We start from the raw sequence: 14994 nt of genomic DNA on the forward strand, positions 1-14994 counted from the left end.
GCCGCCCCGCGCTGGTAGGCTGCACGCCCCCTCCCGTCGATGCCCCGGTTGACCGCGAAGTGATCGAGTTCCAGCGCCTGCACAAATCCTATGCCGTCGGCGGCCGCGCGATTGCCGCGCTGCAGCCGCTGGACCTGACCATCGAGGCCGGCGAGGTGTTCGGCATCATCGGCCATTCCGGCGCGGGGAAATCGACGCTGATCCGGCTGATCAACCGGCTGGAGGAACCGACCGGCGGCCGCCTGCTGATCAACGGCGAGGATGTCACCGCGCTCGATGCCGAGGGCCTGCGCGTGCTGCGCCGGAAGATCGGCATGATCTTCCAGCACTTCAACCTGCTGTCCTCGCGCACCGTGGCGGCCAATGTCGCCTTCCCGCTGGAGCTGGCCGGCACGCCGCGCGCGGAGATCGACGCACGCGTGGACGAGCTGCTGCACACGGTCGGCCTGGAAGCGCACGCCAACAAGTACCCGGCGCAGCTGTCCGGGGGCCAGAAGCAGCGCGTCGGCATCGCCCGCGCCCTGGCCACCCGCCCGCAGATCCTGCTGTGCGATGAGGCAACCAGCGCGCTGGACCCGCAGACCACCGCCTCGGTGCTCAAGCTGCTCGGCAGGATCAACCGCGAGCTTGGCCTGACCATCGTGCTGATCACCCACGAGATGGACGTGATCCGCCGTGTCTGTGACCGGGTCGCCGTGCTCGATGCCGGCCACCTGGTCGAGACCGGGCCGGTCACCGAGGTATTCCTGCATCCGCAGCATCCGACCACGCGCCGCTTCGTCAACGAGTCCGAGCAGGTCGACGAGGGTGAACTGCACAAGGATTTCGAAGCCGTGGCCGGCCGCATCGTGCGCCTGACCTTCCTTGGTTCGGACACCTACGAACCGCTGCTGGGGCGCATCGCGCGCGAGACCGGCGTGGACTACAACATCCTGTCCGGCCGCATCGACCGGATCAAGGACACCCCGTATGGCCAGCTGACCGTCTCGCTGGTCGGCGGCGACGTGCAGGCGGCCCAGGCCGGCTTCGTCGCCGCCGGTGTCCACCTTGAGGAGCTACGCCGATGATCCTGGCCACCGCAGGCGGGTTCTTCCGCCATCTTGACGCCGGCAAGTGGGCCGACATCGGCCAGGCCACGCTGGACACCCTGCTGATGCTCGGTGGTTCGCTGCCGCTGACCCTGCTGATCGGCCTGCCGCTGGGTGTGCTGCTGTTCCTGACCGGCTCGCCGCAACTGCACCGCAAGCCGGTGCTGTACGGTTCGCTCGCGCTGCTGGTGAACCTGCTGCGCTCGGTGCCCTTCATCATCCTGATGATCGTGCTGATCCCGCTCACACTGTGGATGATGGGCACCTCGCTGGGCGTGCGCGGCGCGATCGTGCCGCTGGTGATCGGCGCCGCGCCGTTCTACGCGCGCCTGGTTGAGACCGCGCTGCGCGAAGTGGACCGCGGCGTGATCGAAGCGACCCAGGCGATGGGTGCCACCACCTGGCAGCTGGTCACCCGGGTGCTGCTGCCGGAAGCGCGGCCGGGCCTGATCGCCGGCGCGACCGTGACCGTGATCGCCCTGATCGGTTTCACCGCGATGGGCGGTGCGATCGGTTCGGGTGGCCTGGGTGACCTGGCCTTCCGCGATGGCTACCAGCGCTCGCACACCGACGTGGCCCTGGTCACCGTGGTCCTGCTGCTGGTACTGGTGCAGATCCTGCAGATGATCGGCGACCGCCTGGTCTCGCACTACAGCAGGAAGTAACCGGCAGGGACCGACCGTTGGTCGGTACGCCTCCCTCTGCGGCGGTGGGCCAGGCCCAGGTCGTGCCGCCCATTGGAATGCAGGGTGCAGCCGCGCGAGGCGGCCTGACCGCCGCCCTTACCGGACGTTCGGCACCTCATAGCCCAGCCGGTCCACCTGCTCGGGGTGCTGCGGCACCCGCTTGAGCTTGTCGGTGTTGACGCCGTAATCGTCACGCAGGCGCGCGGCGAGCTCTTTGTACAGCTCTTTGTCCATGTCCGGCTGGCGCGCGAAGATCCAGGCCATCTCGCGGCCCGGGTAGCCGAGCATCGCCCAGGAATAATCCGGCGCCACTTCCAGCACGCGGGTGTGGGTCGGCACGATCTTGTAGAACCAGGTACGCCAATTGTGGTTGCCGCTCTTCCTGTCCACCGAGGCGCGGACGGTCAGTTCCTGCTGCGGCTCGGAGAAGCCGTCCCGATAGCGGTAGGTGATGGACACTTTCTGGTCGCCGCGCAGGCGGAACTCGTTGACGCTGGCGACGTGGCCGCGCTCGATCGGGTTCGGCACGCGACCGATCACATACCAGGTGCCCATGAACCGCTGCAGATCGATCGCCGCACCGGCGCTGTCGACCGCGACCGGGGTCGGCGCGGGTTCCGGTCTGGTCTCATGGCGGAACGCACAGGCTGACAGCAACGCCAGCGAGGAGACCAACAGGACAGCGCGAAGCGGGCGGTTCGAAGACATGCGGCAGGTGGCTCCAGTGGCTGGCAGGGGCATGGTGGGTGGGACAGCGGAGAACGTCAATGGCGGCGCCGCGGTTGCGTGACCGATTCATGCAACCGCGACGGCGGATGCGCTTCGTGCCGCGACCGGTGCCCAAGGTCGCAGCCGGTGAGATGGCCGCACGGCAAGGTGACGCATCACTTTCGCACGGAGCTGTGTCATGACCCTGTCGTCTTCCCCGCGTTCGTCCGACCGTCCCGATCCGCGGGTGCTGCGTTGCGTCAGGCAGGCTGCCCTGGCCGGGCTGGCGCTGGTCCTGGTCTGGCCGGCCGCGCGGGGGTACAGCGAGTGGTTCGGCTGGCTGCCGCTGTGGCTGGCCGGCATGCCGCTGATGGCCTGGTGGAGCCTGCATCGCTTCCGCCTGCCGCTGTCCGGCCTGCTTGCCCGGACCGCCCGCCGTCGTCGCGGACCGCAGGCGCGGCGCCGCGTTCGCCCGATGCCGCGACCGGCCCGGCCTGACCTTCGACACGTGAGCCGCGGCCAGACGGTGTGATAGCGTCCCAAGGCTATGACTGCCTGGAGCTGCAATGTCACGATTCGCTTCCGCCTGCCTGGTGGCAGGTCTGATCTCCGCCGGAGCGGCGGGAACCGCCATGGCTGCTGACGCCCCGGCGGACAAGTACGCCTGGCTTGAAGACGTCACCGGCGACAAGCCGCTGGCGTGGGTCAAGGAACAGAACGCCAAGTCCGAAGGCCGGCTGGCCTCGACCCCGGCGTTCCAGCAGATGGAGACCAGCATCCGCGAGGTGCTCGATTCCGACGCCAAGATCCCCGGCGTGCAGAAGATCGGGGACTACTACTACAACTTCTGGAAGGACAAGCAGCACGAGCGTGGCCTGTGGCGCCGCACCACCCTGGCCGAGTACCGCAAGGCCTCGCCGCAGTGGGAAACCGTGCTGGATCTGGACGCGCTGAACAAGGCCGAGGGCGAGAACTGGGTCTGGCATGGCGCCGACTGCCTGCGCCCGGACTATTCGCGCTGCCTGATCGCGCTCTCGCGCGGCGGTGCCGATGCCGACGTCACCCGCGAGTTCGACCTGGCCAACAAGACCTGGATCAAGGACGGTTTCTTCCGCCCGGAATCCAAGGGTGGCCTGAACTGGATCGACCGCGACACCGTGTTCGTCTACACCGATTTCGGCACCGGCACGATGACCACCTCCGGTTATCCGCGGGTGGCCAAGCTGTGGAAGCGCGGCACCCCGATGGCCTCGGCCGCGGTGGTCTACGAGGGCAAGCCCGATGACATGTACATCGCGGCCATGCACGACGATACCCCCGGCTACGAGCGCAACCTGGTCAGCCGTACGCTGGCCTTCTACAACAACGAAATCTATCTGCGCGCCGACGACGGCACGCTGACCAGAATCGATGCGCCCAACTCTGCCGAGAAGGGCCTGCGCAAGCAGTGGTTGACCCTGGAGCTGCGCGAGCCGTGGACCGTGGGTGGCAAGACCTACGCCGCCGGCTCGCTGCTGGCCACCAAGCTGGACGATTACCTGGCCGGCAAGCGTGACTTCGACGTGCTGTTCGCGCCGACCGACACCACCTCGCTGGCCGGCACCAGCTGGACGAAGAACCATCTGGTCCTGAACGTGCTGGATGACGTCAAAAGCCGCCTGAGCGTGCTGACCCCCGGCGACAGTGGCTGGAAGACGAGCGCCTTCACCGGCGCGCCGTCGTTCGGCACCGTGGCCGTCAGCGCGGTCGATGCCGATGACAGCGATGCGGTGTGGATGACCGTTACCGATTACCTGACCCCGACCACCCTGGCCATCGCCGAGATCGGCAAGCAGCCGGAAGTGCTCAAGACCATGCCGGCGTTCTTCAATGCCGATGGCAAGGTGATCGAGCAGCACTTCGCCACCAGCAAGGACGGCACCCGCGTGCCGTACTTCGTGGTGCACCGCAAGGACATGAAGCTGGACGGCTCCAATCCGACCCTGCTGTACGGCTACGGCGGCTTCGAAATCTCGTTGACCCCGTCCTACTCCGGTGGCATGGGCCGTGCGTGGCTGGAGAAGGGCGGCGTGTACGTGGTCGCCAACATCCGTGGCGGTGGCGAGTATGGCCCGCGCTGGCACCAGGCGGCGCTCAAGCAGAACCGCCACAAGGCGTATGAAGACATGGCCGCGGTCGCCCGCGACCTGGTCAGCCGCAAGATCACCTCGGCCAAGCACCTGGGCGTGCAGGGCGGCAGCAACGGTGGCCTGCTCACCGGCAACATGCTGACCCAGTACCCGGAACTGTTCGGTGCGGTGGTGATCCAGGTGCCGCTGCTGGACATGAAGCGCTACAGCCACCTGCTGGCCGGCGCCTCGTGGATGGCCGAGTACGGCAACCCGGACACGGCCGACTGGGCGTTCATCAAGACCTTCTCGCCGTACCACCTGTTCGACGCGAAGAAGAACTACCCGCCGGTGCTGTTCACCACCTCCACGCGCGATGACCGCGTGCATCCGGCACACGCCCGCAAGATGGCGGCCATGATGATCGACGCCGGCAAGGACGTGACCTACTACGAGAACATCGAAGGCGGTCATGGTGGCGCGGCGAACAATGCCCAGGCCGCGCACATGTCGGCTTTGGCCTATAGCTTCCTGTGGGAGCAGCTGTCGAAGTAAGCTCGGGGTTGCTCGGCGGCCAGGGCCGTCGAGCCACCGGCAGGGAGTGAGCCTGCAGCGGACGCTGTCCCCCTGGAGCAGACTCCGGGTGGTGGGGCGTCAGGTTGGCTCCACCCCAGTTTCAGCGCCACGCAGCGATGCGTGGCGTTTTTTTTCATGGACGATCAGCGCACCCACGTCTCCAGCCCGCGCGCGATCCGGCGTACCGCTTCCTCCAGGCGGGGGACCTCCTGCGTATAGGCCAGCCGCACATGCGCGTTGGCGCGGTGATGCCCGAAGTCCAGGCCCGGCGTGAACGCCACATGCTCGCTCTCCAGGAAATGCGCGCAGAACGCCTGCGCGTCATCGGTGAACGCACTCACGTCGGCGTAGAGATAGAACGCGCCTTCGGGTTCCACTTCGATGCGGAAGCCGAGCGCACGCAGCGCCGGCAGCAGGTAATCGCGACGCTCGCGGAACGCCGCGCGTCGCTGCTCGAAGATCGCGATGGATTCCGGTTCGAAACAGGCCAGCGCCGCGTGCTGGGCGATGCTGGAGGCACTGATGTACAGGTTCTGCGCCAGCTTCTCCAGCTCCCGCACCGCCTGCGGTGGCGCGACCAGCCAGCCCAGGCGCCAGCCGGTCATGCCGTAGTACTTCGAGAAGCTGTTGAGCACGAATGCGTCGTCGTCGACCTGCAGCACGCTGGCCGCGTCCATGCCGTAGGTGAGGCCGTGGTAGATCTCATCCACCACCAGATGCCCGCCACGCGCCTTCAGTGACTGCGACAGCGCGGCCAGTTGTGCAGCGGAAAGCACGGTTCCGGTCGGGTTGGCCGGGGAGGCGACCAGCGCGCCGACACTGTCGGCGTTCCAGTGCCGCGCTACCAGCTCGGGTGTCAGCTGGTACGCCGTCTCCGGGCCGACCGGCACCAGTTGCGCCGCCCCTTCCACCAGCCGCAGGAAGTGCCGGTTGCACGGATAGCCCGGATCGGCCAGCAACCAGTGCCTGCCGGGATCGACCAGCAGGCTGCTGGCCAGCAGCAGCGCGCCCGAGCCACCCGGCGTCACCAGGATCCGCTCGGGGTCGATCTGCACCTGGTAGCGATCCCGGTAGAACCCGGCAATCGCCTCGCGCAGGGCGGGCAGGCCGCGGGCCGCGGTGTAGCGCGTGTGGCCCGCCGCCAGTGCGGCCTGGCCGGCGCGCACGATCGGTGCGGCGGTGGTGAAGTCCGGCTCGCCGATCTCCAGGTGGATCACATCATGCCCAGCCTGTTCCAGCGCCTGCGCGCGGGCCAGCAGCGACATCACGTGGAAGGGGTCGATTTCCTGGCTGCGGCGGCTGTAGCCGGTGCCGGTCGGGGGCGTGCGGGAAGTATCCATGGCCAGATGATAGGCGCAGTGACCAACGACAGGCTTGCTGCCGGCCCACCCGGCGGCACAGACTGCGCGGACACGGACGCCATTGCATTCCCCCGCCAGGAGCCTTATCTCGTGAAACCCGCCCTTTGTTTACTGGTTGCCAGCCTCATGACCTCCAACGTGCACGCCGCCCCCGCGCTGACCCCGCCCGACGCCGAGAAGCACCCGCACACGGTGAAGGCTCCCTTCGGCGCGACCCGCAGCGATGATTACTACTGGCTGCGCGACGACAAGCGCGAAGACGCGAAGATGCTGGCCTACCTGAACGCGGAGAACGCCTACACCGACCAGGTCGTGGCCCCGCTCAAGCCGCTGGAAGACACCCTGTACAAGGAGATCGTCGCCCGCATCAAGCAGGACGACGCCAGCGTGCCGTCGCGTGACCGCGGCTACTGGTATTACACCCGCTTTGAAACCGGCAAGGATTACCCGATCCAGGCGCGCCGCAAGGGCAGCATGGAGGCGCCGGAGGAAATCCTGCTCGACATCAACACGATGGCCGAGGGCAAGGGCTACTTCAACGTAGGCGATGCCGATGTCAGCCAGGACAACCATCTGCTGGCCTGGGCCGAGGACGATGTCGGCCGCCGCCAGTACGTGATCCGCTTCAAGGACCTGCGCACCGGTGAAGTGCTGCCGGACCGCATCGAGAACGTCTCGCCCAACGTGGTCTGGGCCGATGACAACCGCACCCTGTTCTATGTCGAGAACGATCCGGACACCCTGCTCACCGTGCGCGTCAAAAAGCACGTGCTGGGCACCCCGGCCAGCAGCGACGTGCTCGTCTACGAAGAGAAGGACGACAGCTTCTACATGGGCGTCGGCCGCACCCGCGATGATCGTTTCCTGACCATCGAACTGCACAGCACGGTCAGCTCGGAAACGCGCTACGCGCCCGCCGCCGATCCGCAGGCGTTCAAGGTGCTGGCGCCGCGTGCGCGCGATGTGGAATACGATGCCGACCACTTCAACGGCCGCTGGGTGATCCGCACCAACGATGTGGACGCGAAGAACTTCAAGATCGTCACCGCACCCAGCGATGCCACCACGCGCGGCCAGTGGAAAGACTGGGTCGCCCACGATGACGCCGTGCTGATCGAAGGCTTCGAGCTGTTCGATGGCTTCACCGCGATCGCCGAGCGCTCCAACGGGCTGGAGCGCGTGCGCCTGCTGTTTCCGGACGGCCGGCAGGACTACGTGAAGGCCGACGAGCCGGCCTACTCGATGGGGCTGGCCGCCAACAGCGAGCACGACACCCCGTGGCTGCGGTACGCCTACACCTCGCTGACCACGCCGACCACCACCTACGAGCTCAACACCGTCACCGGTGAGCGCCGCCAGCTCAAGCAGCAGCCGGTGATCGGCTATGACCCGTCGCAGTACACCACCGAGCGTGTATGGGTGACGGCGCGTGACGGCGTCAAGGTGCCGGTCTCGCTGGTCTACCGCAATGGCTTCAAGAAAGACGGCACCGGCGCGCTGTACCAGTACGCTTACGGCAGCTACGGCATGTCGATGGACCCGGGCTTCAACCAGACCGTGGTCAGCCTGCTCGACCGTGGCGTGGTGTATGCCATCGCGCACATCCGCGGCGGCCAGGAAATGGGCCGTGCGTGGTATGAAGACGGCAAGCTGCTGAAGAAGCAGAACACCTTCAACGACTTCGTCGACGTTACCCGCGAACTGGTCCGCCAAGGCTATGCGGCCAAGGACCGTGTCGCCGCCTCCGGTGGCAGCGCCGGTGGCCTGCTGATGGGGGCGGTGGCCAACCAGGCGCCGCAGGATTACCGGGTGATGGTCGCCCAGGTGCCGTTCGTGGATGTGGTCACCACCATGCTGGATGCCAGCATCCCGCTGACCACCAACGAATATGACGAGTGGGGCAACCCGGAGCAGCGCGAGTACTACGACTACATGCTGAAATACTCGCCGTACGACAACGTCGGCAAGCAGGCCTATCCGGCCCTGTACGTCGGCACCGGCCTGTGGGATTCGCAGGTGCAGTACTGGGAGCCGGCCAAGTGGGTGGCCAAGCTGCGCGATGACAACACCGGCCACTTCCCGATCGTGTTCCGCACCAACATGGAAGCCGGTCACGGCGGCAAGTCCGGTCGCTTCCAGCGCTATCACGAGTTGGCCGAATCGTATGCGTTCGTGCTTGACCAGCTGGGCGTGACGCCGGCGGCGAAGTAAGGCCGCGTCGACGGTCGGGCAGCCATCTCGGCGGCCCGGCCGGCGCGGGGCACGCGCTCCCGCCTGCCTGTTCATCCAGCCAGCACCCAAGGGCTCAAAGGGCGCGGCTATACTCAGGGCATGAAGACATCCCCCCGTACCCTCATCTCCCTGACGCTGGCCGCCTCGGCGCTGCTGGTGCTGTCGGCCTGTGGCAACAAGGGCCCGCTGGTGCTGCCGCAGAAGCCGGTCCCGGTCGAAGAACAACTGGTCGAACCGGCCGCCGACGCCACGCCGCCGGCCGCCGATGCCGGCAATGATGCCCCGATCGTCCCCGATCCCGTGGATGCCCCGGCGCTGAAGGCCAATGACGGGGATGAGTAAGCCGAGCACGTCCGCGGCGCTGCGCTTCACCAAGATGCATGGCGCCGGCAATGATTTCGTGGTGTTGGACCTGCGCGATGGCAGCGCGCCGCCGGATGCCTCGCTGGCCGCGCGCCTGGCCGACCGCCATACCGGCGTAGGCTGTGACCAGATCCTGACCATCGAGCCGCCCAGGGCGGAGGGTTCGGTGGCGTCCTACCGGATCTGGAATGCCGATGGCAGCAGTTCCGAGCAGTGTGGCAACGGAGCGCGCTGCGTGGCCGCCTGGCTGGTGCGTGATGGCGCGGCCAGTGGCAGCACGTTCGCGATCGACAGCCCGGTCACCACCCATGCGGTCGAACGGCTGGGCGAAGACCAGTACGCGGTGGCGATGGGCGTGCCGCGCTTCGAACCGGAGCAGGTGCCGCTGATCGGTTTTGCACGCGCCCGTGAGGAGTACCTGCTGCCATTGCAGGGCGACACGGTGCGCTTCGGCGCGGTGTCGATGGGCAATCCGCATGCGGTGATCGAAGTGGGTCTGGTCGATGCCGCCCCGGTCGAGCGCCTGGGCCCCTTGCTGCAGCAGCACGCCTCGTTCCCGAAGTCGGTCAACGTCGGCTTCGTGCAGGTGCTCGGCCCGCAGCATGCGCGCCTGCGCGTTTACGAGCGCGGTGCCGGCGAGACCCTGGCCTGTGGCAGTGGCGCCTGTGCCGCGGCCGTGGTGATGATGCAGCGCGGTCGCCTGCAGCGCGATGCCACGATGTCGCTTCCGGGCGGTGATCTGCGCATCCGCTGGCCGGCCGATGATGCACAGATCGTGATGTCCGGACCCGCAGCCTTCGTCTTTGATGGGGAGTGGAACGCATGAGCGATACCGCCGAGAAAATCGGATCGCACGAAGTAGCCGCCTGGCTGCGTCGGCATCCGACCTTCCTGAAACAGTTCCCGGACCTGGCCTTGACCCTGGTGGTGCCGCGCGATGACGGCCCCACCGCGTCGCTGGCCAGCTACCAGTTGGAAGTGCTGCGCGACAAGAACCGTGAGCTGTCGCGGCGGCTGGCCGATCTGGCCGCCAATGCGCAGATCAACGAGCGCCTGGCCGTGCGCACGCACCAGCTCACCCTGGCACTGATGAAACAGGACTCGGCGGCCGATACCCTGCGGGCGATGGCCGCCTCGCTGGAAGAAGATTTCGCCGGTGATCTGGTGCGGCTGATCGTGCTGCACCCGGTCGCCGGGCTGGAGCAGGCGCCGTGGCTGCAGGTGATCGAGGAGAGCAGCCCGCTGCTCGGTGTGTTCCGCGATTGCCTGAAGGACGGCGAGCCGATCTGCGGCCGCCTGCAGCCGGAAAAGAACACGGTGCTGTACGCCGCGCGCGCCGAGGAAGTGCAGTCCAGCGCACTGTTGCCGCTGCCGGGCGTCGGCCTGATCGCGGTCGGCAGCCACGATGGCAATCGGTTCTATCCCGGCATGGGGACGCTGTTCCTGCGCATGATGGGCGAGTCGCTGGTCGTGGCCCTGCAACGTTTCCCGTCACCCTGAGATCCCGTTGAGCGGAGCCGTCGTGAGTACCGCGCAGGAGTTCCTGTCGCATCTGCTGGTGGAGCGCCGCATGTCGGCGCACACGCTGGATGCCTACCGTCGCGACCTGGATGCCCTCGTGGCGTGGTCGGACGGGCAGGGCGCGGTCATCGATGCCCTCGACAGTGCGCAGCTGCGCCAGTTCATCGCCGCGGAACACCGCCGTGGCCTGTCGCCCACCTCGCTGCAGCGCCGGCTGTCGGCGTGCCGCAGTTTCTACGCGTGGCTGCTCAAGCACCATCGCATCGAGGCCAATCCGGCCACGGGCCTGAAAGCGCCGAAGGCACCGCGCAAGCTGCCGCAGGTACTCGATGCCGATGAGGCCGTGCAGTTGGTCGAACTGCCGACCGACGCGCCGCTCGGCCTGCGCGACCGCGCGCTGCTGGAGCTGTTCTATTCCTCCGGACTGCGCCTGAGCGAGCTGTGCGCGCTGATCTGGCGCGATCTGGATTTCGATACCGGGCTGGTCAACGTGCTCGGCAAGGGCAACCGCGAACGGCGGGTGCCGTTCGGTTCGCATGCGCGCACCGCGCTGCAGGGCTGGCGCGCCGAAAGTGGCGGTGCGGCGACCGCGCCGGTGTTCCCGGGGCGCAAGGGCGGGCCGATTACCCAGCGCGCCGTGCAGATCCGCATCCGCCAGTTGGCGCAGCGCCAAGGCCTGTTCAAACACGTGCACCCGCACATGCTGCGGCATAGTTTCGCCAGCCACATCCTGGAATCCTCCGGCGACCTGCGGGGCGTGCAGGAGCTGCTCGGCCACGCCGATATCGCCACCACGCAGATCTACACCCACCTGGATTTCCAGCACCTGGCCAAGGTCTACGACGCCGCGCACCCGCGTGCCAAGCGGCGCAAGAGCGGCAACGAAAGCTGAATCGATCCGCTGCGGCATCCGGGCGCAGGGCAGGGCGGGTTGAAGCGTCGGACACAGACCCCACCTCAGTCGTTGTCACCCCGGAGGCTCCATGGACCCCAGTCAGAATCCCAACGTATTTCATGCCACCACCATCATCTCGGTGCGGCGCAATGGGCATGTCGCCGTCGCCGGCGACGGCCAGGTCACGCTCGGCCACACGGTGATGAAGGGCAACGCCCGCAAGGTCCGCCGCCTGGGTCGCGAAGGCCAGGTGCTGGCCGGTTTCGCCGGTGCCGCCGCCGATGCCTTCACCCTGTTCGAGCTGTTCGAGGCCAAGCTGGAGAAGCATGGCCAGCTGCAGCGCGCCGCGGTGGAACTGGCCAAGGATTGGCGCACCGAACGCCGCTTGGGCAAGCTCGAAGCGCTGCTCGCCGTGGCTGACAAGGATACCTCGCTGATCATCAGCGGCACCGGTGATGTGATCGAGCCGGAAGACGGCATCATCGCGATCGGTTCCGGCGGTTCGTATGCACTGTCGGCCGCCCGCGCGCTGATGGCGCACACCGAACTGGATGCCCGCACGATCGCCACCGAGTCGATCAACATCGCCGGCGACATCTGCATCTACACCAATCGCAACGTGGTGGTTGAAGAGCTTTGACCCGCAGGGTCAAAGGCCGGTGGAGCCACGCATGGCGTGGCGCTGCATCGCCGCCTCGTCGCGACCATCCCCTTACTCAGGGGACGTTGCACCCGATACACCAAATTCATTCGTGAGCACACCCATGCCGCACAAGATTGAAGTTTCTTCCGCCACCATGACCCCGCGCGAGATCGTGCAGGAACTGGATCGGCACATCGTCGGCCAGCACGACGCCAAGCGCGCGGTGGCCATCGCGCTGCGCAACCGCTGGCGCCGCATGCAGCTGCCGACCGAGCTGCGCAATGAAGTGATGCCCAAGAACATCCTGATGATCGGTCCGACCGGCGTCGGCAAGACCGAGATCGCGCGTCGCCTGGCCACGCTGGCCAACGCGCCGTTCGTCAAGGTCGAAGCGACCCGCTTCACCGAGGTCGGCTACGTCGGCAAGGACGTGGAGCAGATCATCCGCGACCTGGCCGATACCGCGGTCAAGCTGTACCGCGAGCAGGCCAAGGTGCGCGTACGCACGCAGGCCGAAGAACGCGCCGAAGACCGCATCCTGGATGCGTTGTTGCCGCGCCGCAGCGCCGGTATCGGCTTCGATGCCGACGCCGCGCGCAACGAGCTGTCTGCGCAGGACAACGAGACCCGCATCAAGTTCCGCCGCATGCTGCGCAATGGCGAACTGGATGAGCGTGAGATCGATCTGGAAGTCTCCGCCAACGTCAGCATGGACATCATGACCCCGCCGGGCATGGAGGAAATGGGCCAGCAGCTGCGCCAGATGTTCTCCAGCATGGGCGGCGCGAAAGCGCAGAAGCGCACGCTGTCGATCAAGGCCGCGCGGCCGCTGCTGATCGAAGAAGAGGCCGGCAAGCTGGTCAATGAAGACGATATCCGCAGCGCCGCGATCGAAGCCTGCGAACAGCATGGCATCGTGTTCATCGACGAGATCGACAAGGTCGCCAAGCGCGGTGACAACGTCGGCGGTGGCGATGTCTCGCGCGAAGGCGTGCAGCGCGACCTGCTGCCGCTGGTGGAGGGCTCCAACGTCTCCACCAAGTACGGCACGATCAAGACCGACCATATCCTGTTCATTGCCTCCGGTGCGTTCCACCTGGCCAAGCCCAGCGATCTGATCCCGGAACTGCAGGGCCGTTTCCCGATCCGCGTGGAGCTGGGTGCGCTGAGCAAGCAGGACTTCGTGCGCATCCTGACCGAGCCGAAGGCCGCGCTGACCAAGCAGTACGAAGCGCTGCTGCAGACCGAAGGCGTCTCGATGAAGTTCACCGTCGACGCGGTGGATCGTCTGGCCGAGATCGCCTTCCAGGTCAACGAGCGTCAGGAAAACATCGGCGCGCGGCGCCTGCACACCGTGCTGGAACGCCTGCTGGATACGCTGAGCTATGAGGCCCCGGACCGCGATGGCGAGACCATCAGCATCGACCAGGCCTACGTCGATGCGCATCTGGGCGAGCTGGTGCAGGATCCGGACCTGAGCCGCTACATCCTGTAACGGCACGCAATGATCGGGTGGTAGGAAGAGCGGCGGCACGAAGGTGTCGCCGTTTTTTTTTGCCTCAGACCTCGTCGTCGGTCGGCAACGGCGTCGGCGGGGCGCCCGGGGTGAATACGCCCGGTTTGACGAACGCACTGAAGATCGCATCCAGCGTCTGCATGCCGTCACGCTGGATCTCGAACAGGTCCGGTTCCAGCATGGCGCTGTACAGCACGCCGGTCAGGCTGGTGCTGACGATGCGCGCCACGGTTTCGGCATCCACGTGATCGCGCAGCTGGCCCAGCGCGCGCGCGCGCTCGAGCGCTGCGGCGATGATCGCCAGTTCCTCGCGCGACGCTTCGCGCTGCAGTTCCTGCATCGCCAGGCTCTCCACCGACAGATCGTTGCGCAGCATGATTTCCATCATGTTGCGCAGGCGCTCGTCTTCGGCCAGCTCGCGGAAGGAGACCAGCAGCGCCGAGCGCAGGTCCAGGATCGGCGTGCTGCGCTTGGCCGAGGTGGTGCGGCGCATCCGCTCGATGAACGGCACGCGCTCGCGGTCGATCATCGCGGTCAGCACTTCGGCCTTGTTCTTGAAGTGCCAATACACCGCGCCGCGGGTGAATCCGGCGCGCGCGCCGATCATCGCCAGGCTGGTGCCGGCGACGCCGTATTCATGGAAACAGAGCTGGGCCGCGTCGAGGATGCCCTCGCGGGTGGCCTGCGCCTCTTCTTTGGTTTTTCTGGCCATTGCGCTGTGCAGTTGCTGGATGAAACCGGCCTGAATTGTACCGCTTTACAAACAAACATGCATGTATGTATATTTGCGCCCCACTGATCCTCAGCGAGGACTGCCTGCGAACGTCGGCGGGTCTCGTTTCGGATATTTGTCGTCATTTGCTGCCTGTTTATCGTCATTCTTCGCTTTTATCCGAAGTGGGGCTGCAGGCGCACCCTTTTCCGTCTGCGAGCCCCTGCCACCATGTCCAGAACCCCGTACCGTCTTCTCGCGCTGTCCCTTGCGATCGCCCTGACCGTGTCCGCCTGTGGCGGTGGTGAGCAGGAGGGTCCGCAGGGCGGGCCCGGCCAGGTCACCGTGGCCACCCTGAAAGCCGAGCAGGTCGGCCTGACCCGTGAACTGCCAGGCCGGACCAACGCCTTCCTGGTCGCTGAAGTGCGCCCGCAGGTCAATGGCATCGTGGCCAAGCGCCTGTTCACCGAAGGCGGACTGGTCACTGCGGGGCAGCCGCTGTACCAGCTCGATGACGCCAGCTACCGCGCCCAGGCCAACAGCGCCCGCGCCCAGTTGGCCCGCGCCGAAGCCACCGCCAATGCC

General features: G+C 66.8%; 14 protein-coding genes and 1 pseudogene. 12 read left to right on the plus strand and 3 right to left on the minus strand.

The features are described 5' to 3' along the window. Positions 1-59: 59 nt before the first annotated feature. Together AC07WC_RS11695 and AC07WC_RS11700 are read left to right on the plus strand one after the other, a co-directional pair. The gene (locus tag AC07WC_RS11695; RefSeq protein WP_495210135.1) at positions 60-1067 is read left to right on the plus strand and encodes a methionine ABC transporter ATP-binding protein; all 1008 of its coding nucleotides are present in this window, start codon (positions 60-62) and stop codon (positions 1065-1067) included. After that, positions 1064-1753: a methionine ABC transporter permease gene (locus AC07WC_RS11700; protein WP_019183664.1), complete on the plus strand. Its 690-nt coding sequence runs from the start codon at positions 1064-1066 to the stop codon at positions 1751-1753. The genes AC07WC_RS11695 and AC07WC_RS11700 overlap by 4 nt, the downstream gene beginning before the upstream one ends. 117 nt (positions 1754-1870) lie before the next feature. Here the strand turns inward: AC07WC_RS11700 and AC07WC_RS11705 are convergent, their stop codons facing one another. Then, the gene (locus tag AC07WC_RS11705) at positions 1871-2482 is read right to left on the minus strand and encodes a lipocalin family protein (protein ID WP_495210136.1); all 612 of its coding nucleotides are present in this window, start codon (positions 2480-2482) and stop codon (positions 1871-1873) included. 205 nt (positions 2483-2687) lie between these two features. Here AC07WC_RS11705 and AC07WC_RS11710 point away from each other — a divergent pair, with 205 nt between their 5' ends. Further along, on the plus strand, positions 2688-3014 hold the full coding sequence (locus AC07WC_RS11710) for a hypothetical protein (protein ID WP_495210151.1): 327 nt from the start codon (positions 2688-2690) through the stop codon (positions 3012-3014). 34 nt (positions 3015-3048) lie between these two features. After that, positions 3049-5145 (plus strand): prolyl oligopeptidase family serine peptidase, encoded by a 2097-nt coding sequence (locus tag AC07WC_RS11715; RefSeq protein ID WP_495210137.1) that lies wholly within the window; start codon positions 3049-3051, stop codon positions 5143-5145. Between the two features lie 164 nt (positions 5146-5309). Here AC07WC_RS11715 and AC07WC_RS11720 read toward each other — a convergent pair whose 3' ends face one another. Next, positions 5310-6506, minus strand: a complete 1197-nt coding sequence (locus AC07WC_RS11720; RefSeq protein WP_495210138.1) for a pyridoxal phosphate-dependent aminotransferase — start codon at positions 6504-6506, stop codon at positions 5310-5312. A gap of 111 nt (positions 6507-6617) precedes the next feature. Here AC07WC_RS11720 and AC07WC_RS11725 point away from each other — a divergent pair, with 111 nt between their 5' ends. The 7 genes from AC07WC_RS11725 to hslU all read left to right on the plus strand — a co-directional run bounded on the left by AC07WC_RS11725 (position 6618) and on the right by hslU (position 13676). Next, positions 6618-8738 carry a S9 family peptidase gene (locus tag AC07WC_RS11725; protein WP_495210139.1) on the plus strand — a complete coding sequence of 707 codons (2121 nt, stop codon included), beginning with the start codon at positions 6618-6620 and terminating at the stop codon, positions 8736-8738. Between the two features lie 120 nt (positions 8739-8858). Further along, positions 8859-9101, plus strand: a complete 243-nt coding sequence (lptM, locus tag AC07WC_RS11730) for an LPS translocon maturation chaperone LptM (protein WP_495210140.1) — start codon at positions 8859-8861, stop codon at positions 9099-9101. Beyond that, positions 9094-9948 (plus strand): diaminopimelate epimerase, encoded by an 855-nt coding sequence (dapF, locus tag AC07WC_RS11735; protein ID WP_495210141.1) that lies wholly within the window; start codon positions 9094-9096, stop codon positions 9946-9948. The genes lptM and dapF overlap by 8 nt, the downstream gene beginning before the upstream one ends. Next, complete coding sequence (locus AC07WC_RS11740) at positions 9945-10622, plus strand: DUF484 family protein (RefSeq protein WP_495210142.1); 678 nt, start codon at positions 9945-9947, stop codon at positions 10620-10622. Before dapF ends, AC07WC_RS11740 begins: the two co-directional genes overlap by 4 nt. 22 nt (positions 10623-10644) lie before the next feature. Then, positions 10645-11535: a tyrosine recombinase XerC gene (gene xerC / locus AC07WC_RS11745; RefSeq protein ID WP_495210143.1), complete on the plus strand. Its 891-nt coding sequence runs from the start codon at positions 10645-10647 to the stop codon at positions 11533-11535. 91 nt (positions 11536-11626) lie between these two features. Beyond that, positions 11627-12178: an ATP-dependent protease subunit HslV gene (gene hslV / locus AC07WC_RS11750; RefSeq protein WP_019183676.1), complete on the plus strand. Its 552-nt coding sequence runs from the start codon at positions 11627-11629 to the stop codon at positions 12176-12178. A gap of 124 nt (positions 12179-12302) precedes the next feature. After that, positions 12303-13676: an ATP-dependent protease ATPase subunit HslU gene (gene hslU, locus AC07WC_RS11755; RefSeq protein WP_495210144.1), complete on the plus strand. Its 1374-nt coding sequence runs from the start codon at positions 12303-12305 to the stop codon at positions 13674-13676. 64 nt (positions 13677-13740) lie between these two features. On the opposite strand, the gene AC07WC_RS11760 is transcribed toward hslU, so the two are convergent. Next, positions 13741-14409, minus strand: a complete 669-nt coding sequence (locus AC07WC_RS11760) for a TetR family transcriptional regulator (protein ID WP_495210145.1) — start codon at positions 14407-14409, stop codon at positions 13741-13743. Between the two features lie 231 nt (positions 14410-14640). Between AC07WC_RS11760 and AC07WC_RS11765 the strand changes: the two are divergent. Next, a pseudogene (locus AC07WC_RS11765) lies at positions 14641-14994 on the plus strand (efflux transporter periplasmic adaptor subunit); the annotation flags it as partial.

The organism is Stenotrophomonas sp. GW821-FHT01H02A (assembly GCF_059422145.1).